Genomic DNA, 21,925 nt, shown 5'->3' on the forward strand with positions numbered 1-21,925 from the left:
TCAAAGAAATAAATACTATTAGGTGGATATTATGAAAAAAGTAATACATATTATTTCCGCATTAATTTCGATTAATATATTTCTTTTGGGGTTACTACTCATTGATTATGATTTGCTTTTATTAAGCATACTACTCCTTTTAGTGGGAAATCTTTTTTTTGGCTTAACAAATGTAAGATATATCTTGTTTTTTATTTTTAATATTTGTATGTTTGTTTTTTTAATAAGTAGACCTTTTGTATCAATGATGAGAGGGGGCGAGTGGTGGCAGGTTGGGAGTGAACATGCTACTTTAAGTGCTCTAATTAGTTTATATTTATCATTATTTTTTATGTATATTGGAGCTTTTTGTCTTGATAAAATTATCTTAATTAAAACTAATGATTATTCGATGGTTAAAGATTTGCAACCTATAGAGTTAGAACATCCATTTATGAAAAATTTACAGAATATATCAATGATAATATTTTATATTGCGGTTCTGGCCTCTTTTATTGAGGGATGGGAAAAAATAATTTTCATGCAGTCTCATACGTATACTCAATATTATATTAGTTACCAGACTTCACAGAATTTTATTGTTAAGGGCCTAATTCAACTAATGAAACCATCTATTTGTATTTTTTTAGCAACTATGCCTAATAAAAACAAAGCATTACTCCCACTTTCTTTATTTTTAATTTCTACATTACCCCAATTATTTGTTGGTATGAGATCACCAACAATGCTTGCCTTTGCGTTCATATTTTCTTATTTTTTCTTACGCGATGTTTATAAATTTAAAGAATCGAAAAGATGGATTGGGAAGATTGAAAAATTAGTTATTGTAATAAGTATCCCTTTATTAATGGCATTCTTATATGGGTATAATTACTGGAGGACTGGACGTGCAGTCGAATTATTTGAAGGAAACTTAATTACTAATTTTTTGTATCAACAAGGGATTTCTTTCGATGTGTTGGTTCAGGGTTTTGATGTTATGAACTTATTGCCTGAAAACAAATTCCCTGGATATATGTTCGGTCCCATATATGACAACGTCATTCATAATAGTTTAATTGGTAGACTTTTATTTGATACAGTTTCTATTAATAATCAATCTTTGGATGCATTAGCATTAGGGCATGATATGAAGGCGCATCTTTCATTTGTCCTTATGGGAAATAATTATCTGCAAGGCGCCGGTGTAGGAGTTGTTCATATACTAGAAGTTATACATGATATTGGTTGGATTGGATTGATCTTTTATAATTTGATTCTAGGTGCAGGTATGGTCAAAATGGTGGATTGGTTTGGATTATATAACGAAAATAAGTGGGTTTTAACAACTTTGGTTATATATGCACTGTTACAACTATTTTATACACCGAGATCAGATGCTATCTATATGATAGCTCCAATTTTTAGTCCATACTTTTGGATTTGTGTTTTTGTTTGTTATCTTTTTGCAAAAGCTAAAATGAGTTGGAAGAAAATATAAATTAATCTTTTTACTGGAGGAGTTATGAAAAGTGTTTTAGTAATTCTAGCGGAATTTTATCCATATCCTTCTTCAAATACAAATTGTGTAGAACCTTTTTTATATGGTTTGCTGAATGAAGGTTACGAAGTTGATGTTGTCACAAGAAGACATGACATTAGTTTACCAACTCAAGAATCTTATAATGGGCTTAATATTATCAGGGTTGATGATTATAAGACTATGAATACAGTTGCATTTAGTAAGTTGTTGAAAAATAAAACAAATAAATATTTAAAAATTATTAATAATTCTTTATCCTTTATTTCTAAGGTATTCTTCAGTATCAACTATAGGGACTTATATGGTGAACAAAGATATGCAGGTTGGGATATTAAGGAGGTTATGAATACTTGTATTAATTTAAATGAAACCCAAAAATACAATTTTATTTTGTCAATATCTCATCCAATTATTACTCATAGGATAGCCTATGGGTTAAAAAAGGAATTTAAAACTTCTAAATGGGCTATCTTCGAATTCGATCCATTTGCATACAATGATGATGAGTACGGGAGATTTAATAGAAAGAAAAGAGTCTTGCAAGAAAGTGAGTTGTTTAAGCAATGTGATAAAGTGTTCCTGACGCCCGAACTATTTGAATTTTATAAAGATACACCACTGAATAAATTTTCTGAGAAATTTCATGAGTTTAATTTTCCAAATATGAATGAAATTTCTTTTGAAAGTGAAAAATCTCTACTTAAAAAGCAGGAAGGGAAATATGATGCAGTTTACGGAGGAGCATTGTTAAAAACAATACGGAACCCAGTATTTATGATGAGTTTTTTACAAGAATTAAATGATATTGTTAATGTTACAATTATGTCGAATTCTAGAGTAAGGTTTTTGAAAAAAGAAATAAAAAAAATGTCTTCTTTAAATTTTTATTCAGGCCAAAACAAAGAAATTGCACATGCTACTATGTTAGATTCAGACATATTGGTGAATATAGGCAACACAGTAGTTTTTCAAACACCAGGTAAAATATTTGAATATATGTCTATGGGAAAACCAATAATTCACTTCAGTAAAATCCAAAACGATCCTTCAATTAAGTATCTGAAAAAATATCCATTGCTTTTTATAGTAAATGAAAAAAGTTTGGATATTGAAAAAGAAATAGAAAATTGCAGAAAATTTATTGTTGAAAATAAAGGGAAAAAAATTACATTTGAGGAAGTAATAAAATGTATGCCTGAAATGGATAGCGATTATATTGTAGGGAGTTTTCTTGAACAGATAAGCTCTTTAAATTGAGGATGGAATTTATGGGTAAAAGTAAAATTAGTGTATTTAATGCTATCAGTGCATTAGTATTATCTTTGGTTAATGGAGTATTAGGCTTGGTAGTGACAAGACTTGTCTTATCAAGATTTGGTTCAGAGTTTAATGGTTTAAACTCAGTAGCAACACAAATAATAAATATGATGCTTATAATTGAGGGAGGGATTACTTTAGCTACTAATGTAGCATTGTTAAAACCATATAGAAATCGTGAATTTAAAGCAATTAGTAGCATAATAATAGCAACAGGTAACATATTTAAGAAAATTGGTGTTATTTTTCTTATCCTTGGAGTAGTTGTTACTATAATATATAGTTACATAGTAAGAACATCTTTAGACAATATAATTGTAGTCTTGGTATTATTAATGACATTTGTCCCAGCAGCTATTAATCTTTATTTCACTATGAAATATCGTATTTTAATACAAGCAGAGCAGAAGGAGTACATTATCTCTTCAATAGCTATTTTAACAATCACTTTAGGTCACCTCATTAATATGTTCCTGATTTATTGTGATTTTAATGTTATGTGGGGAGTTAGATTAGTAGTTATGATCTGCTCAATACTTAATAGCGTAATTATTATAGTATATTGTAAGAGGAAATATAGTTTTCTTGACAAAAGTGTCAAGCCAGATTATTTATCTATTAGAGGGACTAAGGATGTATTTATACAGAAAATAACTGGAGCATTTTATAGTACATTGCCTATTATATTTATATCCATATTTTCTGCTTCAGGGACTGCAGCTGCAAGTGTCTATGCTGTTTACAATAGTGTTTTTTTACTAGTTAAAAGTATGTTGTATGCAATAACAAATGCCCCTCGTTTAAGTATGGGGCAAACTATAAGTGAAGATAAGAGTCAAAAGACATACAGTATATATTTGCAATATGAACTAATATCCCTTTTGATTTTAATTTTATTTTTGATCTCTACATCTACTTTGATAACTCCTTTTGTAAATATTTACACTAAAGGTATAAATGATATAAATTATACTGATTATTACATTTCTCTTCTTTTGATAATAATTACATTTTTAGAAATATTACATATTCCGAGTGGGCATATAATTAATATGTCTGGAAATTTTAAAATAAGCAAAATATTTCAAATTATTGCGTGTGGTATATTGTTAACCGTTACAATCGTAGGTTCAATTATTTTTGGGATATATGGGGTTTTATTTGGGGTTTTGTTAACGGCATTATTTTTAGCAATTGCAGAAATATATTATACTCATTGCGTCTTTTTTAAAAAAGGCCTAAAAACCTATTGGAAGATACTATATCCAAATATAATTGTAGGTATAATTTTAATTTCTCTTGAGTTGAATTTCACACTAAATATTGACCATTATTTTGCATTTATGATTAAAGGATTATTATTAATAATAATAAATTTCTTTCTTTTGATTCTTACTAATTTTTTATTTAATAAAAAATTAATGAAACCTATTCTTACAAGAATGAAAGATATAGTTCTTTGATATAAGCAAAAACTATGTTGAATGGAATGAATTCTAGAAAGATTAATTATAAGGTTGCTTATCAGAAGGGGTTTGGATTACTATTCACTATTTAACAAAATGTGGGTTTAATTCGTTGCCGACCGGCTGGGTCATGATAAACGTTATGCGATTGATCCGGCTAAGCTGGAGAGATTGGGCTGGAAGCCTACGTATACGTTCGAGACCGGAATTGCCCAGACCATTCAGTGGTATACGGAGAATGCACAGTGGTGGGAACAGATTCTTAGCGGCGAGTACCGGAATTAGCTTATGAGCCGTAACCTAAATAGAACTAAGATGGGCAAGCGCAGAAAAAGAATTCCCTTTCTGTACTTGCCCCTTCTGCTAATGGTCTTGCTGCTCCTGTGCGCCGGGCGTTTCCTTCCCGTATCGGAGACTCCAAAGCAAGCAGACGTCATCATCATCCTTAGCGGTGGCGGAGGACGGGTGGAGCAAGGGGTTAAGTTGTATCAAAAAGGCTACGCGCCGCAGCTCCTGCTGTCTAACGCTAAAGAGATCACCGGCCCCGCAGGTGACATGCGTGAAACAGCCCTTTCCTTGGGCATCCCGGAATCCGCTATTCTGACGGAAGATGCTGCCGAGAGCACCTACCAGAACGCCCAGCTTACGCTCCCGATCATGAAGCAGCACGGGTTCAAGTCTGCCATTGTGGTCTCTTCTGACTTCCATATGCGGCGGGTGAAGTTTATTTTCGATCATGTGTATAAGAAGTCGGGGATTGAGCTGACTTATATCGGGGCGGACTCGGGCTATAACGCGAAGGCGTGGTGGAGTGACCGGTATAGCCGGGAGACGACTTTTAACGAATATATTAAGATGATTGGCAATGCCTTCGGCTATAATGGCCCGGAAGCGAAGGGTTCGCTGGAGCAGATCAAGCGCTGGTTCCGCAGTGGGTGAAGCAGGGGAACAGTAGGGGCAGCAGCTTTGCAATTGTGATACCAGGACGACAGAGACCTTATGAGTCTACTAGATGTTTCTGCTGAATCATAACGCCGCGAAGCTGGCGGGATTGCCTGTCCGGAATTTGCCGGATATAATAACAGGATTCTAACAAAGAAGACATAGACGACGTTCATATGCAGCAGGTTATCTTTTCGATAACCTGCTCTTTATCTTGATTTACCTTAATTAAATTCTCCACCATCATCTTTATACACCTGACACTACGATATTCAAGGCTTTGATTTTCCCGTTATTAAGCGTGAAGCGGAAATCCAGTGGAATTGGACTGCCTTTGAAATTACCTGAAATGGTGGCGGTGACAACCGTTTCGTCATTTTTCTCCGCACAATTGGTGATTTCAGTCCTACCCGCAGCGTCTCTGTTTGCCTTCACAATGAACTTGCTGATAACTTCGGGACCATGAAATTCTTCTCCATTGTCAACTAATATGGCATCCTCTGCAAAGCAGTTAGCGAGAAGGTCACCGTCAAAGATATCTGAGGCATGATAATAGGCTGCAATAGGCTGCGGCAAAGGAATTGCCCTACTGTTAGAGGAAAGAACATTGTGCAGGCGTGTAATTTTATCCCCTTCCACAGTAAAATGAAAATCAAGATAGAGGGGGTCCGGTAGTCCGGTTTTGTCGTAATTTCCGTCTGATTTTGCGGTAACAACGATCTGCTTGGCATTCTGAACGACATTTATGATTTCTAGTCTTAAGCCTACTTCGAAATAATCGTGGTCGCTCCACTCTTTGATAGCGGTTTTCCCGTGATATTCTTTGCCGGCGTCAAAAACAACGGCATCCTCGGCAAAGATCGAAAGGAAGGCCGCGGGATCATCTGTATTTGTCGCATGAAAATGTTCCTCAACCGGTTGGGGTAATTGAATTTTGTTTATCATAATCATCATTCTCCTTTATAATGTGCGGACAACGCCGCAGTTGATTGTACACTTCTTAATATAAAGGACAAAACCTGACAACAGTCCGTCTGGTTTTGTGTTAATAAATATGTAAATATGACACACTGGTGTCGTGTTTAGAAAGATATACTGTACTTGAATTGAGGTGCTTTAATGCAGATCAGCAGACTTTTCGGCATTGTTTATTACTTACTTGAGAAAAAAGAAACTACGGGGAAAGAGCTTGCCGACCGTTTTGAAGTATCGGTTAGAACAATATATCGCGATATTGAGACATTAAGCAGCGCTGGCATACCTATCTATACGAATCAAGGCAGAGGCGGCGGAATCGTCATTCTTGACAAATTTATACTCAATAAGTCATTACTTTCTGAAAAAGAACAGGATGAAATACTGCTCGCCTTGCAGAATCTATCAGCAGCGCGGTATCCGGAAATTGAGACTATTCTTTTACGATTAAGCAGCCTTTTCAAAAAGAGTGATGTTAATTGGATTGAATTGGACTTCTCACCCTGGGGAAGTGATGAACGAAACAAAGAAAATTTCCATGCACTAAAAATGGTAATTATAAGCAAACATATTATTATATTCGAATATTTTAATACCTCAGGTGTGAAAAGCTTGCGCAGGGTTGAGCCGCTTAAGTTGATTTTTAAGGATAAGGCATGGTATTTGAAAGCGTATTGCTATGATAAAAGAACATACAGAACATTCAAAATATCCCGTATGGCTAATATTGAAATCACTGAAGAGGTTTTTGAGCAAGAGACATCAGTGGAATCTGCGGCTGAAGTGACAGATAATCAAGTTCAGAAATTTATTGATATTCGGTTAAAAATCTCTTCGGCTGGAGCGTATAGAATATATGATGACTTTAGTGAAAAAGAAATAACAAAACATGAAGATGGATCTTTTACTGTTATCGCATCGATGCCCGAAGGAGATTGGCTTTCAAATTACTTTCTCTCTTATGGTCCGATTATTGAAGCGATGGAGCCTCAAAGTCTACGGGATGCTGTTATGAGCAAGATAGAGGTGATGATGGGGAATTTGAATCGAAAGGGTGGACTTACCTTATGAGACTACTAGAGTCTCTATTTTTTTGCCCTCATGGCAAATGGGTTGCCTGTAGTTCACGGATTAGACTAATCTGCAGCAGTCTGCGTTATTGACCATTGGAATAATGTGACATATTATTACAACTATAAAAGAAATTATATTGGATTCCAGTTAGGTGGTGTTTGCGTGGTCCCTACTACTAGAACGATGATTCGCGATCAATTAGCGTTGTATTTGTCGCAGAAGGGAATGCCTATTAATCAATTCTCGGGACAATCCGGAATTAATTCAGGAACGCTCAGCAGGATACTCAGTGGTCACCAGCCCATTGCTATGAACCATCTGGAGCGAATCACCAAGGCGATGGATCTGCCGGAGGATCATTTTTATAGCTTATATGTGGATGAATGTTTCTTTTTCTCGTCACCCACCTGGCGGCGTCTAAGGCCATTTCTTGTGCGCTCCGCTGAGCTTGGCCGTCTGGATTGCGTTGAACAGGTGGTTCAGAATCTGCTGGAGAATCTGGTCTATGCCCCCATGCTGTTTGAAGTGGCTGAAGGCCTATTTCAAGAGGGGCTGTGGCAAGCTGCCGAATTACTCTATAAGAATGTGAGTGCCAGCGAGAAGTATCAGAATTCCGAGAGACTCGCAGTGTGTCAATACCGTCTATTCCGAATCGCCATTGGTAATGACCAGGCGCGGAATTTACAGGCGGCGCATCTCTTCGAAGGTTACCTGGACCGGCTGGATGAAGCGGATCAATTGGACGGCTTGAAGCACTTGGGTCATGTCTATGGTTCATTGGATCGATGGCATAAGGTGGATGAACTCGCGAAGAAGATGCTGCAATTAGCAACTATTCGTTATAATCTCCAGTGGAAGTCAAACCGTAGAGAGAGTAACGAGAGAAAACCTGAGAAACCCCTGTACTTCTATATCCTGTACGCACAGCTTATCCGTTCAAATGTGTGTGAGCAACTAGGAGACTATTCAGCGGCATTAGATTGGGTATCCCTCTATATGGACGGAAGCTGGATAAGGGAAGACGATGAAGAAGTGAAGCGTACTGTGGCTCAATTCCAGGAGTGGGGGCTCGCAAACAGACTGCTTTATCGGGTGATGGCAGGAAAATACGAGGCTCTCTCTGAATATATTGAATTTATCTCCCACCGGCCAGATGAGATATTTACAGCATTATACAGTATTGTCTTGTCGGCTAACCGCTATGGTTGGAATATTGATAATATTCTGGAGCGGTTTGCTGCCTATCTCCCTTACCGGACAAATCTTGCAGAGTATGGGATTAATCATAACCAACAAATCATAACCAACCAGTACTCCCAACTCCTTGCTGAATTAGCAGCCTACTATTTACATAACAAACGCAAAGAAGGAATTAGATTTGTCCTGCAAAGTTTAGAATCGTCTGTTAGAATCAATAACGAGAGCAATGTAATCAAATGTGTCGATCTGTTTGGGCAGCATCGGAATCAAGCAGATGAAGAAGAGAATCAACAATACAGAGTTCAAATTGGAGCATACCTATAAGTCTATGGGTTCGCTAGAGCAGATCATGCGCTGGTTCCGCAGATAAGGCGATTTTGGGAAATAGGCGGTAACCTTAAGGCTCTCCTTCCACAATGCGACAAACAAACCAGGTATCCCGGTCTATAATTAGGAGCAAATCTATTTATAGTCTGGGAGAAATGGACCATGCCTAATTATTATTTTAGGGAAGTGTGGACACCGTTACGCTTGTTCGGGATCAGATTCTACCGGGATGACCAGGACCGGCTGTGGGTGAAGAAGGGGAAGCAGCGGCGGAAGCTGGTACGGAAAGAGGATAATGAGACGATGGAGACCTGAGGGTCTTCATCTTTTTTTATAGGAAATGCAGGTGTATGATAATTCAGTAGACTAGATAGAGAGAAGGAGTGGCGGATATGTTGCCTAAGGAGAAAGTACATAAGTTAAGAGAGTGGATGGCGGAGCGCGGGATAGAGGCTTGTGTGGTATTAAGCGGGGATGCGCACATCAGTGAGTATGAGGGGGAGCACTGGAAAAGCCGCCGCTGGATTACCGGCTTCACCGGTTCCGCCGGAACGGCTGTGATCACGCTAACGGATGCTGGCTTGTGGACGGATGGCAGGTACTACATTCAGGCGGAGCGGGAGCTGGAAGGCTCGGGCATCCGTCTGTTCCGTATGGCTGAACCGGGCGTCCCGCAATGGGATGAATGGCTGGCAGAGCAATTGCCGCAAGGCGCACGTATGGCGGTAGATGGCAGAACGCTGTCCGTATCCGCTATGAAGGGCTTGCAGGGCAAGCTCGCGGAGAAAGGGATTCAGGCGATTACAGACGTCGACCCGGTAGGGGCGATCTGGACGGACAGACCGGCCATTCCGGCCGAGCCGCTAATGCTGCATGATGAACAGTATGCGGGCCTCAGCCGGGTAGATAAGCTGGAGCAGGTCCGGCAGGCGATGAAGCGTAAGGACGCTGATTATTATGTGCTGTCCGCGCTGGATGATCTGTGCTGGCTGTTCAACATCCGGGGACGGGATATCCCGTTCAATCCGTATGTGACTGCTTTTGCCATAGTAGGGGTACATAACGCAATATTGTTCGCCGGAGGACATAAGGCCACCCCGGAAGATAAGGATACGCTGGCCAGGGATGGAGTGGAGATCAAGGAGTATGAGGACATCCTTCCGTTCCTGCAGGCGCTCCCGGAAGCGGCTTCGGTGCTGTACGATCCGAATAAAACCGGATATAGCCTGGCGGCTGCCATCCCGGAATCCGCTTTTATTATGGAAGCGCCGGGTCTTGTGGTGGCCCTTAAATCGATTAAGAACGAGGTGGAGATCCGTAATATCCGTGATGTCTATTTGAAGGATGCCGTTGCCCTTGTAGGATTGTTCAAATGGCTGCAGGAGACCGTCCCCGTGCGTCCGGTGACAGAGGTGGAAGCAGACCAGAAGGGGCTGGAGCTGCGCCGGCAGCAGCCGTTATTCGCTGAGCTGAGCTTTTCCAGTATCTCTGCCTACGGCGCGAATGCTGCGATGATGCACTACTCGCCGTCCGCCGACCATCCGGTGCTGTTGGAAGCTAAGGGATTGTATCTGCTCGACTCGGGTTCACACTTCTTGAACGGGACGACTGACATTACCCGCACGCTGGTGCTTGGCGCGCTGACGGATGAGGAGAAGAGAGATTTTACACTAGTGCTGAAGTCTGTGATTGCGCTCTCTACGGCCAAGTTCCTCTATGGCTCCACCGGATCTACGCTCGATATTCTTGCCCGTAAGCCGATGTGGGATAATGGCCTGGATTATAAGTGTGGAACCGGACATGGTGTGGGCTATTACTCCAATGTGCATGAAGAGCCGCAGCGGTTCAGCTTCAAGCCGAATGAGGTCCGCCTGGAGCCTGGGATGATTATTACGGTAGAGCCGGGAGTCTATAAGGAAGGCCGTCATGGGATCCGTACGGAGAACACGCTGCTGATTACGGAGGATGTGACTACGGAGTTCGGAAGATTCCTGAAATTTGAAGACCTCTGTTATTTACCGATAGACCTCCGGGCGATTGAGCCGTCTATGCTAAACAGCGAGGAGCTGGATTGGGTGAACCATTATCATGCTGAGGTGTACGATAAGCTGGCTCCGCTGCTGGATGAGGAGCATCGGGCGTGGCTGAAGCGGGAGACGGGGGATTTGGTGTTGTGAGGAATAGCAGAATTGAACGGCGGAGACCTTGGGGTCTTCGTCTTTTTTATATGTTTTTGGAATTTGTTTCAGACAAAATATGACAAAAACCCGGCGTAAAGTTAACTTTCCGGGACCCTGTTAAGGAAGTAATAGACATTTTCGCGAAAAAAATGTAACATCCTTGTTGTGAGTCTTCTGAATAGGATTAACTGGGGAGGGAGTAATAATCTAACTATAAGTTAAAGTGTATGGATTGAACTGGGGAGAAGGAGATGGAATATGTATTCGAAGAAATTAAGAACGGCAGTTTCCATGGTTATGGTCGTATTATTATCGTTTTTAAGTGTGCTTGAGGTATCAGCCGCCCCGTTCAGGGCAGGGGTAGTCTCTAACGACAGGCTCCCGGACGGGACACAAAGGATTACGGTCAATAGTGTAGTAGATGTGACTTATAGCGATCTTAAGGTTCTAAATGAGGTTAAGTTCGTACTTATGAAAGAAGATGCCCAGATAGCCAGTAAGGTGAAGGCGAGAAGTGAAGCCAAGCTGACTGTGCTGGATGCAGTGTATACTTCTATGGAGTACAATTATCTTTCTTTTGAAGGGCTGGCTGCCGGTGAGGAATATTCTCTTCATGCCGAATATACGGGCGAGCAGGGGCTGGTGGTGACACCCCCGCAGAGCATCCGGGTGCCTTCAGCTACGGGGATTGAAATCTCTGTAGAACGGATGACTAAGGATTCCAATACATATGAAAGTGCTACACAATCGGAGATCCGCAGCGATGATAAGAATGTAAGGCTTACCATCCTGAATAATGGTGTTCCGCTTGTGAATGGGTCTGTGGCGGTATGGATGAATTATCAGTCTTACAACTATACCACGGATGCGAACGGACAGATTCAGCTTAGGGATAATCATCAATTATCTATGAATAGTCCGGTAATGTTCGTATTGCTTAAGCAGGGAAGCGAACAGTATGAGGCTAAGCCTATCTATGTAACTGACCGGGAGCAAGCGGGTACATATATGGTGGCTGTCCGTTATCTGGATGCCAAGGGGAAGCTGTTCACTCAGCCGTTCCTGACTAACTCCGGACTCAGTGGAATGGTGAATCAGTTTGCTGTACCGGGATATACGGTGCTGGTATTCAGAACGGGAGAGGTGTCTGGAGACTATAAAGCTTATATAGCCACTGAGGACCGTGAAGCTTACATGTTCCAGCTTCCTGCCTCTTCATTGTACGCAACGGAAGACGGGCTACACAAAGAAATCATCAAAGATGCCAGTGACTACAGCCGGATCAGCTTCCGTGCCTCCTTGGACGGTGAGCCTGTATATGTAGAGAACTATTCTCTCATTGATAATACCAGGTACAAGCAGATTGGCGATGCGAGAGGTGCTAAGCTCTTTTTCGGGCAAAGTATCTATCTTGAGAAGAATAAGGAATATGAATTCACGTCGCTTGCTAGAAATCGTGATACCGGCGTCAATATCTTATTCCGCAATAAAATCACGCCGACTGAAGCAAAACATGAAATATTCTATGATGGACATTCCCGGGATTTCAGCAAGCTGCAACTTCAGATACCGGCTATGGGGATGGGACGTGGTAAAATAAACATCTCTTATCTGAACGAAAGATATAACTATAACCAGATCAGTATGAATCTTGCTGTAGGCGATCATCTGTATGTACCTAAGGGTGAAGAAATTCACCGCTTGACGGCAAACACTACTTTTGGCGGTGCGGATTCTAACAGCAACCCGAATGAACTTGTATTGAGTTCATACTTCACTCCGGTTGACGATGAGTATACGATCCGTGGAGGCAGTACTTATAAGGCCGGAATCAGCTTCCGGGTTCCGGGTTCCAATTATTATGACGAGGCTGAACTCCGCAATCAGGTAGTTCTGGGCGAGAGTGTAGATGTTCTGGTGAAGGTGACAGATGAGTACGAGAATCGTCTTGATCTCAGCAGTAATTATAAGCTGGTCATCACAGATGAGAGCGGTGCAGTGATCTCGGATGACTCTCTGTATTGGTCTACTGAGGAACAGGAAGGCAATCCGCAGCGAATCAACATGCGGAATTGGAAGCCTGCCAAATCAGGCACGTATAAGGTTCAATTATTCCCAAACACCTGGATAAATAATGGTTATGTTCAGGGGGACTTACTGAGTGAGGCTGAGCTGAAGGTTCTGCCGAAGAACGAATTGGATATTGAGATTAGAGGCAATGACGGCAAGCTGGTGGATCTGGTAGACAAGCCATACCTGACCGTTGACCAGGCGCAGAAGGTAACGATTACTGTACGCCAGCATGATACGGGTGCCCAGGGGCAACCGGTGGCAGGAGTGCAGATCCGCCGTTATGAGGAGGTGCTTGGCACCACCGATGAGCAGGGAACGTTCACCATTCCGGCTGACAAGGCTTCTTATATAGGTGAGCTGTATTTTAAGAAGACTGATTATTTAGCTAAAAGTGTGTACGTAGCGATCATTGATCCGCAATCGCAGGCTGTCATCCGTGTACGGGGTCTCGATAAGGCGGAAGGCGGGAACTATGCGGGCGGGATTCCGCTCGATAATGCGAATATCCAGGCTATAGTGAAAAGAAGCGACGGAACTTCTGCTACCGCCTCTTCTTACATTCGCACTCCCGGATCACAGGGATTCCTGGTAGTAGATTCTCCTTCTGCCGTAGATGTTGATTTCATACGCTACAACAGAAGCCATAATGGAGTTGAGTCCAAATATGGTTACTACATGTATGGCTCCATTAACACAGAACCCGGCAAGGATTATTCGCTGGTGCTGGATGCAAGACAAGAGCTTCAGGAAGTCAGCAAGGTTCTATTAGATCAGCCGACAGACGAGCTGTATGTAGTGCGCAGGGATTTGCCAGGAGCTGATTACATTCCTTATGTGATCGACAGTAATCCTGCAGGTGAGAATTATTTCTACGCAACTCAAGGAACCTACAGCATGCTGGCACATACCCGGTCGGACACTTTTGTATACCATGATCAGGTGGTAATCGGTGCAGGAGACAATAGCTTGTCGATGGATGATAGTGCGTCCGCGCTGGCTACGCTGGTGGCGCCTGAATCGGGGACCATCTATGCGGTTAAATATACAACTGCGGGCCAATCGACACTCCAGGGCTATGCGTTCAATGCCAATCAGGTACAAGTTACCCCTGGCGATGTAGTAGTATCTGTAGACCAAATCAAGGGTGCCATCGAATACCAGTACGATATTCATTTCGCACCTGGAACGCTGCAAGCTGGCACACTAACCCAGATTGCGCCACCGGCCTTGAAAGGGCTGGATATTGTAGGGTTGCAGAATGGAAAATTAATCCGGCCCGCAGGTACGACCTTGCTTGAGATTGGACTGGTCGATACGGCAGGCAACTCCATCGGACAAATCAAGAAGCCGCAAATTCTGGTTGCCAATGGCGGATCAAGCAGAGGCAGCAAGAGCCTGTACCCGGACAAGGCTACCTATGAGCTTCAGGACGAAGCGGGGAAAGTGCTCTCTACAGAGACGATACAAGGCTACCCGCTAATGGCGGTCTCTTATAATTATGCAGATAACAAATTTTTGACGGACGGTACTTATGTGATCAAAGCTTCGATGACTATTGATGGACAGACCTATACCCTGGACAAAAAAGTAATCCTGGAGTCGTCTGGAGGTACTGTGGTTAATCCGGCCCCGAACCCGCCGGGAAGCGATAATGGTGGTAGCGGCGGCAACACCGGTACGAATCCAAATCCTGCACCGGCACCAGGAGGAAGCGGGCCGGGAGCACCTGGACCAGCAGCAACACCGGCTGCTCCGGCTCCGGCTGCGGCAACAGGGAATGACGCGAATGTTCAGCAGCAGAATGACAAGCTGCAGGACTTGCTGAAGAATACTTCCGGCTCTGCGGCAGAGAAGGCTTCGGCGGCCCAGAATGCGCTGTCCAGCATTGCCGAGTCACTCAAATCGGCTAACACGCCTGCACAGGCTGAACAGAACGGTAAGAGTCTGTCTCTGGCCATGGATACAGCAGCGCAGCTGCTGGGAACTATTCAGGATTCCGCAGAGAAACAGAAGATTGTGAGTTCAATTACTCAATTGATAGGAAGTGCGCCTTATTTACTGAACAAGCTGGATAGCTCCAGCAAGGCAGTAGAGGTTGCCCAGGCCCTTATTAATAATGCGGCTGCGGTGCTGAATAACGCGCAGGGCATCAAGGCTGAAGAGGTTCAGAAGCTGAAGGATGCTGTTATTCATTCCAGCCAGGCCGCGCTGAACAAGGCTGGCGAAGCTACAATTGCCAAAGAAAATGTAACTGTAGCAGGAAACGCCGTCTCTTCGCAGCTGGATTCGGGATTCATCAGCGCACAGATTGAAACGGCCAAGCAGGCATTAGCTTCAGTCGCTGGAGAGCTGACAAGCAAGCTTGGGGCCGGAACAGCTGCTGACCTGAAGCTGAGCCTGACGGTGAAGGTACCTCCGGTGGATAAAGGGATTCATCAGCTCAACACCACGCTTCCCTCCGAGATTCTTACCCTGGTGCGGGAGAATGATATTGCCGGATTGAAGATTCAAATGGATCAGACGGCATTTACCATTGAGCCGGATACCTTCGGTAAGGTTGAGGCAGGCCAGAAGATTAATCTGGCAGCAGAAGTTGTACAGAATGCTGTGATTAACAAACCCCGTCAGGCAGAACCGCTGGCTAACATCCCAGTGATGGAATTCAGTGCTTCTGTTGGCGGCCAGCCGGTGAAGAGCTTCGCTAAGCCGATCGATGTGACCTTTGATGTGTCAGCCATTGATATTTCGAAATATTCGGAGGCGAATCTGGAGAATCTGACCGTGTACGTCCTGAATGAGGAGAGTCTTACCTGGGAAGCGGTTGGGGGTAAATATGATCCTGTTACTCAAACTGTAACTGCGCCGAGAGGACACTTCAGCAAGTACACTGTGATGCTTGGAGCTGCTGCATTCACAGATGTGCCTGCCAGTCACTGGGCAGTGAAAGAGATCAATTACCTGTTGACCAAGGGAATCCTGGACGAAAGCGGAGCATTTGCTCCATCTGACAAGATTACCCGCGAGCAGTTCGCGGCAATGATCGCCAGAGCTTACGGACTGAATGGTGAGGGAGTGGTCTTGCCGTTTAAGGATATCAAGACAACGAATCCTTATGCGGATGAGATTGCTGCGGCTTATGCAGCCGGGATCATTAACGGCAAATCACTGGCAGCTTTTGACCCTGAGGCAACCATCACACGTGAAGAGATTGCAACAATGCTTGCACGTGCACTTACAGCGTATAACGGTAAATCGGCTGTTACCCAGCCGGAAGCATTGATTGCCTCCTTCACAGATGGAGCCAAAATATCGAAATGGGCGGCATCCAGTGTGGCATTGACCAAGAGTATGCATCTGTTCGAAGGCTTCGGGGATCAGAGCTTCCGTCCTGCCCAGACCGCCAGTAAAGCAGAGGCTGCGGCCTTGATCTACCGGTTATATCAGTTGAAATACTGAATGATATCTAAACTCAAAAAAGCAGCGGTTCTCCCGATATTGGAGAATCGCTGCTTTGTGTTGTGGTCAAAAGTCTGAGCTGTATAACTACAGGATCACTCCCGCCTCCGCTCAGGAATCACAAAGGATACTGTAGTGCCAACTTCGGGCTGGCTGCGGATGACGAGGCCTTCGCCGTAGAGCTGAGTCAGGCGCCGGTTGGTGTTCAGCAGGCCGATGCCGCGGTGGGCCCGGAAGGTGTCGTCGAGCAGACGGGTCACCTGTTCCCCGCTCATGCCCTTGCCGTTATCCTCCACCTCGAAGGAGGTGTATCCCTCCTGACGGTGAATGCGGATCTGGAGCTTGCCTCCGGCTTTGCGGCTCAGCAGGCCGTGTCTGACGGCGTTCTCCACCAGCGGCTGTAGGGTGAGCGGAGGAAGCAGCAGCTCGATGCCGGGATCAACCTCCCATTCGATCTGCAGACGTTCCTCGAAGCGGGCTTTCTCAATGAAGAGATAGGATTCTACCAGCTCCAGCTCATGGGATAATCCGACGAGCTGCTGGGAGTTCATATAATCGAAGCTGATGCGCAGGTAGGAGGAGAAGGCTTCTCCGAGATCGCGCATCTTCGGCTGGTCGAATTCACTCAGCGCCATTAGCGCGTTCAGCGTGTTGAACAGGAAGTGCGGCTGAATCTGAGCCTGCAGGTAAGCTGCCTCCATCCGCAGGCTCTGGTTGATGGACTGCTTCAGTCCGGTCAGCGAGCGGACCCGGTACTTCAGCTCCAGCGCGTCCACCGGCTTGGCGACATAATCGTTGGCTCCGGCCAGGAAGCCGGTGTAGATGTCCGCCGGCTGGTTGCGGGCGGTGAGCAGCAGGATCGGCAGCTCCGAGAGGGAGAAGCGCTGCCGGACGATCCGTGTTAATTCATAGCCGGACATATACGGCATCATCACATCGGCGATCAGCAGATCCCACGGTTCGGTGCCAAGCAGCTCCAAGGCTTCCCCGGCGCTGGTGGCGGTGGCCAATTGATAATGCTCTGCCGAGAGCATGCTGGAGAGCACCTTCAGATTGACCGGATCATCATCGACAGCCAGGATCAGAGACTTGGCCGACTGAGAGGCGTCCTGTATCTGCGGCGGAGCCGTTAACTCTACAGGGACTGTGAGATTGCGGATATCGGACTGTTGTAATAGCAGCCGGTTCTCCTCAAGCAGCAGTCCCTTCAGATCCGGGTTGTCCGGCTGCCTTGCGGCATCTGTATCCTGACCTGTCCTCTCCCGGGCCCCAGCAGAGGAGGCCAGCGGAAGAGTGAAGGTGAACACGGACCCTTTTCCCGGCTCAGAGTCTAGTGTAAGGTCTCCTCCGTGCAGCTCCGTCAGCTGCTTGCTGATGCTTAATCCCAGACCGATGCCGCCTCCGTCAATGATGCCTTTGCTGCCCTGTTCATAGGGCGAGAAGATCCGCGCCTGCGTCTCCTTGTCGATCCCTGCCCCGGTATCGGCTACACTAATCCAAGCAAGCTTGCCGTCGTTAACGGCGGAGACAGTGACTGTTCCGGCCTGCGTGTATTTGATGGCATTGTGCAGCAGGTTATACAGAATCTGCACAATCCGCTTCTCATCGCCCCAGACCGGGGGCAATGAAGCGGGCAGCTCATTACGCAGCTGCAGGCGTTTGCCCTCGATCATGAATTCGAACATCCCCAGTACGCCCGAGACCAGTGAACCCATGGCCAGCGGCTCACGCTGCAGCACAATCCGCTTCTCCTGCAGACGGGTCACATCGAGCAGATCGTTAAGCATCAGGGACATCCTGTGGCTGATCGTAATGAGCAGCTCCAGATCCTTAGAGCTCTGTTCGTCCAGCACCTGTTGTTCCTTGGAGGCTACAGTCTGGGCAATGCTGATAATGCCGTGCAGCGGTGTCCGCAGCTCATGGGAGGTATTCGCCAGGAATTCGTCCTTCTTCTGGTCGCTCTCCTTCAGTTGCTGGTTGAGCAGCCGGTTCTCCTCTGCATTGCGGAAGTACCGCTTGAACCAGTAGGAGGAGAAGCCAATAATTGCGGCAATGACATCTATAGGATAATACAGGATACTTCCCTTGGCATTGGATTCCATGGCCCCGCCAATGACGCTGGAGCCGATAGCGGCGGCAGCAAACAGCAGGAAGAATGAATCCTGCTCCTGTCGCATCACCATCCGGCCGATAGAATAGATGACTCCGACTACCGGAAGCAGGTAGAGGACGGAGAAGAAGGGTCTGGCATAGACCACGTAATGTGCCGGTAAGATCAGAACATAGGCGGTATAGACCAGGAGACCCAGCAGATAGATTTTGAACAGACGGCCGGGGCGCTCGTAGGCAGAGAAGCTGCGCGTCAGCAGTAGCATGAACAGGGACAACGCAGGGTAGGCCAGCATTTTGAGCTTCAGTGCCCAGGTATAGTTAATGGGGAACCAGAGCAGGAGAATCGTATCGTTATCGGCTACAATGGTAGTTGCTACTGCCATCAGCAGGAGGAAGAAGAGCAGGAACGCCCGCTGCTTCCGGTTAAAAAAGAATAAAATCCCCGCATACAGCGCATGCAGCAGCATGATCATGAACGCCACCAGCTGGAAGCCGAGTGAATACATTCGTTCGCTATCCACCGCTGCTTGGGAGCCGAAACGGATCGACCTCACAATCCCGCCCTCCAGCGGATGGTCGTAGTTGGCTGCCCGGACGAGGAGAACGATCTCCTGTCTTCCCGGATTCTCGTAGGCTGCGGTGTAAGAGACCGCCTTAGGGATATAGTCCCCGCTATCCGTGGACAGCTTCCCGAAGCTGGTCTCTCTCTGCTCGTTAATATCGATGCTGGAGGTGGCCTGAATCCGCTGAATCCAGAAGCCGTAAGATTCGGTCTGTGACGGGTCTATAAGGATACGCAGCTTGTATGTACCATAGCCCAGAGAGGATTGCTCCCCTTCCGGGAAGCCGCTGCTCCAGTCACCTGGAACCTGGACAACATGCGGTGTGGCCGCAGCAAGTAGGGCGGAATCCTCATAGCCCAGGAGCTGGCCGGGATAGAACTCCCATTCTCCATCCAGCTGAATGGACGGGGAATTCACGAAGTCCCAGCCCCGCATATCCAGCACACCTTGCTGTGCCTCGGGATGCTCAGACGCCGTATTGGCATTGAACCACAGATCGCGCAGACTGATCAGAATGGTTAAGTAGAGAAGCAGCAATAGAGCATGCTTAGGGTTGAATCTGGCTTTTGTCTTCATTAGGTGTGTACTCATCGAGGTTATCTTCATCATACGGTTTCAATTCGACATCTGTGATAGTTATCCTGCTTACCCCCAGATGCCAATCAGCAGAATTCCGCAGAAAATGACGACCGAGCATATCATCCGCCGCAGGCCCTGCCGCTCCTTCAAGAGCAGCACACCGAGGAGCGTAGCGAATATGGTTCCGATCTCTCTCAGCGGGCTGATGTGGGCGAGCGGTGCTTGCTGAAGTGCGAACAGGAACAGCAGATAGGAGCCCGGATTCAGCACGCTGCCCAGCAGGATGGTGAATTTGTTGCGGCGCCACTCTTCAAGCAGCTTCCGCGATCTCAGGACCGCGGGGGTCAGTCCGGCCACGAAGCCGATATTGGTTACCTCAAGCAGCGCCAGCGGCGACATATGCTGAAGGTTCAGCTTATCGACGAACACGTAGCAGGTAGTGCATAATCCCACACAGAGGGCCATGAGTATCGGTGTGTAGTAGCCTAAGGTGGTGCCGGGGCCGGATGCAGATGCAGGGCCGGACATAGACTCAGGGCCAAATGAAGCCGGGAGGCTTCTTCTTGCGCCGATTCCGCTGAGGACAGCGAAGCCGCCGAGCATGCAGCAGATCCCGATCCAGCCATAGACAGATAAGGATTCCTTCAGAAAAATAACGCCGATCAGCGGGATCAGCAGCGTGCTTGTCCCCCGCATTACCGGGTAGATCTGGGACAGGTCGCCCATCTCATAGGTTATGGATAAAAGCCAGGAATATAAGGCCTGCAGCGCCACAGACAGCAGCAGCAGGGCGTAAGCACCGGCGGCCAGCGGCTGTGTCCACAGCTCGATAAGCAGGACCGGCAGCAGCAGCACTGTGGAGACCATCATGATCGACCACAGGAAGATACTTTTATTCAGGCTTCTTTTGGTGAACATGCTCCACACCGCGTGGCACATTCCGGAAGCCAGCACCAAAAGAATTGGCAGCAGCATGGATAGTCAACCCCTCAGGAAGTAGTTAGTGTTGTGAATCGGCAGCAGAGAGAGGTATATGGGCAGGCTGTTCAGTGCACCGGGAGCCGTCTGCCAGCCGGAGCCAGGTATCGAAGGACGGATGGTCCTGCTCTAGACGGATGACGCGCGCGCCCCGCTTGAGGTTGTCGTGCCCGTAAGTATTATAGCCGGTTGCCCGGCCATAGCTGAGGCGGATGCCATGCAGCGTACCGGTGAAATCATTGATATGGTCATGTCCGCAAAAAGTGCCTGCCACATCGCCCATCTCTATGAGCGTAGCGAATAACCCTGAATTCAGAACCGGGGCGCAGACCCGTTCATACTTGTGTCCGTAACAGACTTCGGTGTTCCACATCTCGTCATATTCGGGCAGCGGGATATGGAAGAATGCCAGCGCCGGCCGCTTGGCCTGACCTTCTCCGGGATTCAGCCGCGCAGACTGCTCTGCCAGCCAATCCATCTGGTTGCGCCGGACCCAGCTATACCCGGGAATCTGCTCCAGCGGAGAGTAAGCGCCCGTATCGAGCATATAGAGGATGGCTCCCGCATGATTGCCCGCGCCCTCAATCTCCAGGACGTAATTGCTTGAACCGGCAAGCTCCGCCGGACCAGCTTCAGCCAGACACTGCGGGGACTCCTGAGCAATCTCCATCAGCTCGCTGTAGGTTACTCCGTTCTCAGTGTCGTGATTGCCGAATACGAATGCCCAAGGCACACCGGAATTCACTACAGCAGCCACGGCATCGCGGAAGGCCTGCTTGGGGTCCTGGCAAGTCAGCTCGCCTTCACGGACCGGCCCCGTATAGATCGTATCCCCTGTGAAAATAACCAGGTCCGGCTGCTCCGCCTTCAGCACCAGATCCATCAGCTCCCGGGTCTGCTGATCCTCTGCTCTTCCATCCATCCAGTGGAGGTCGGTGAACTGTACGATGGTGAAGGTACCGTCTGGCCGAAATGATAATTTACTGTTCATGCGGAAAATCCCCTCTCTTGTCAATCCGATTATGGGTTAAGCGGTAAGGCGTGTGGTGATGTAATAGTGCGGTGTTTGTTAATTCAATGTGTTGTTGATTCGTGTTTCTTTATGTTGTTTCATGTTGATTTTAGGCTCGGATAATTATTCTGTCAAGCTTCATTTCGTGC

Annotated in this window: 13 protein-coding genes and 1 pseudogene; 10 read left to right on the forward strand and 4 right to left on the reverse strand. The window is 46.1% G+C overall.

Annotation, left to right across the window (positions count from 1 at the left end; genetic code table 11):
* Nucleotides 1-31: 31 nt before the first annotated feature.
* The 5 genes and pseudogenes from MKY64_RS01540 to MKY64_RS01560 all read left to right on the forward strand — a co-directional run bounded on the left by MKY64_RS01540 (nucleotide 32) and on the right by MKY64_RS01560 (nucleotide 5,244).
* Entirely contained in the window at nucleotides 32-1,480 is a 1,449-nt protein-coding gene (locus MKY64_RS01540) for an O-antigen polysaccharide polymerase Wzy family protein (RefSeq protein WP_340950590.1), read from the forward strand.
* A gap of 24 nt (nucleotides 1,481-1,504) precedes the next feature.
* Nucleotides 1,505-2,779 (forward strand): hypothetical protein, encoded by a 1,275-nt coding sequence (locus tag MKY64_RS01545; protein WP_339250624.1) that lies wholly within the window; start codon nucleotides 1,505-1,507, stop codon nucleotides 2,777-2,779.
* 11 nt (nucleotides 2,780-2,790) lie between these two features.
* Nucleotides 2,791-4,302, forward strand: a complete 1,512-nt coding sequence (locus MKY64_RS01550; RefSeq protein ID WP_339250622.1) for a hypothetical protein — start codon at nucleotides 2,791-2,793, stop codon at nucleotides 4,300-4,302.
* 111 nt (nucleotides 4,303-4,413) lie between these two features.
* A pseudogene (locus MKY64_RS01555) lies at nucleotides 4,414-4,590 on the forward strand (dTDP-glucose 4,6-dehydratase); the annotation flags it as partial.
* Between the two features lie 3 nt (nucleotides 4,591-4,593).
* Nucleotides 4,594-5,244 (forward strand): YdcF family protein, encoded by a 651-nt coding sequence (locus MKY64_RS01560; RefSeq protein ID WP_339250620.1) that lies wholly within the window; start codon nucleotides 4,594-4,596, stop codon nucleotides 5,242-5,244.
* Between the two features lie 252 nt (nucleotides 5,245-5,496).
* On the opposite strand, the gene MKY64_RS01565 is transcribed toward MKY64_RS01560, so the two are convergent.
* A complete protein-coding gene (locus tag MKY64_RS01565; protein ID WP_339250618.1) occupies nucleotides 5,497-6,192 on the reverse strand; it encodes a nuclear transport factor 2 family protein in 696 nt (231 codons plus the stop codon).
* Nucleotides 6,193-6,366: 174 nt separating this feature from the next.
* Here MKY64_RS01565 and MKY64_RS01570 point away from each other — a divergent pair, with 174 nt between their 5' ends.
* The 5 genes from MKY64_RS01570 to MKY64_RS01590 all read left to right on the forward strand — a co-directional run bounded on the left by MKY64_RS01570 (nucleotide 6,367) and on the right by MKY64_RS01590 (nucleotide 16,532).
* Nucleotides 6,367-7,293: a helix-turn-helix transcriptional regulator gene (locus tag MKY64_RS01570; protein ID WP_339250616.1), complete on the forward strand. Its 927-nt coding sequence runs from the start codon at nucleotides 6,367-6,369 to the stop codon at nucleotides 7,291-7,293.
* 165 nt (nucleotides 7,294-7,458) lie between these two features.
* Nucleotides 7,459-8,820, forward strand: coding sequence for a helix-turn-helix domain-containing protein (locus MKY64_RS01575; RefSeq protein ID WP_339250614.1), 1,362 nt, complete (start codon nucleotides 7,459-7,461; stop codon nucleotides 8,818-8,820).
* A gap of 165 nt (nucleotides 8,821-8,985) precedes the next feature.
* The gene (locus MKY64_RS01580; protein ID WP_155991469.1) at nucleotides 8,986-9,138 is read left to right on the forward strand and encodes a hypothetical protein; all 153 of its coding nucleotides are present in this window, start codon (nucleotides 8,986-8,988) and stop codon (nucleotides 9,136-9,138) included.
* 77 nt (nucleotides 9,139-9,215) lie between these two features.
* Nucleotides 9,216-11,000 (forward strand): aminopeptidase P family protein, encoded by a 1,785-nt coding sequence (locus MKY64_RS01585; RefSeq protein WP_339250612.1) that lies wholly within the window; start codon nucleotides 9,216-9,218, stop codon nucleotides 10,998-11,000.
* A 261-nt stretch (nucleotides 11,001-11,261) separates the two neighbouring features.
* The gene (locus tag MKY64_RS01590; RefSeq protein WP_340950593.1) at nucleotides 11,262-16,532 is read left to right on the forward strand and encodes an S-layer homology domain-containing protein; all 5,271 of its coding nucleotides are present in this window, start codon (nucleotides 11,262-11,264) and stop codon (nucleotides 16,530-16,532) included.
* Between the two features lie 95 nt (nucleotides 16,533-16,627).
* Here the strand turns inward: MKY64_RS01590 and MKY64_RS01595 are convergent, their stop codons facing one another.
* From MKY64_RS01595 to MKY64_RS01605, 3 genes are all read right to left on the reverse strand, one after another.
* Nucleotides 16,628-19,783: a hybrid sensor histidine kinase/response regulator gene (locus tag MKY64_RS01595; protein ID WP_340950595.1), complete on the reverse strand. Its 3,156-nt coding sequence runs from the start codon at nucleotides 19,781-19,783 to the stop codon at nucleotides 16,628-16,630.
* Nucleotides 19,784-19,852: 69 nt separating this feature from the next.
* Entirely contained in the window at nucleotides 19,853-20,761 is a 909-nt protein-coding gene (locus MKY64_RS01600) for a DMT family transporter (RefSeq protein ID WP_340950597.1), read from the reverse strand.
* 25 nt (nucleotides 20,762-20,786) lie between these two features.
* Nucleotides 20,787-21,755, reverse strand: coding sequence for a metallophosphoesterase family protein (locus tag MKY64_RS01605; RefSeq protein WP_340950598.1), 969 nt, complete (start codon nucleotides 21,753-21,755; stop codon nucleotides 20,787-20,789).
* Nucleotides 21,756-21,925 lie beyond the last annotated feature (170 nt).

The sequence above is a fragment of the Paenibacillus sp. FSL R7-0210 genome, from assembly GCF_038009085.1.
In the GTDB taxonomy this organism is placed as follows: domain Bacteria; phylum Bacillota; class Bacilli; order Paenibacillales; family Paenibacillaceae; genus Paenibacillus_AQ; species Paenibacillus_AQ silagei.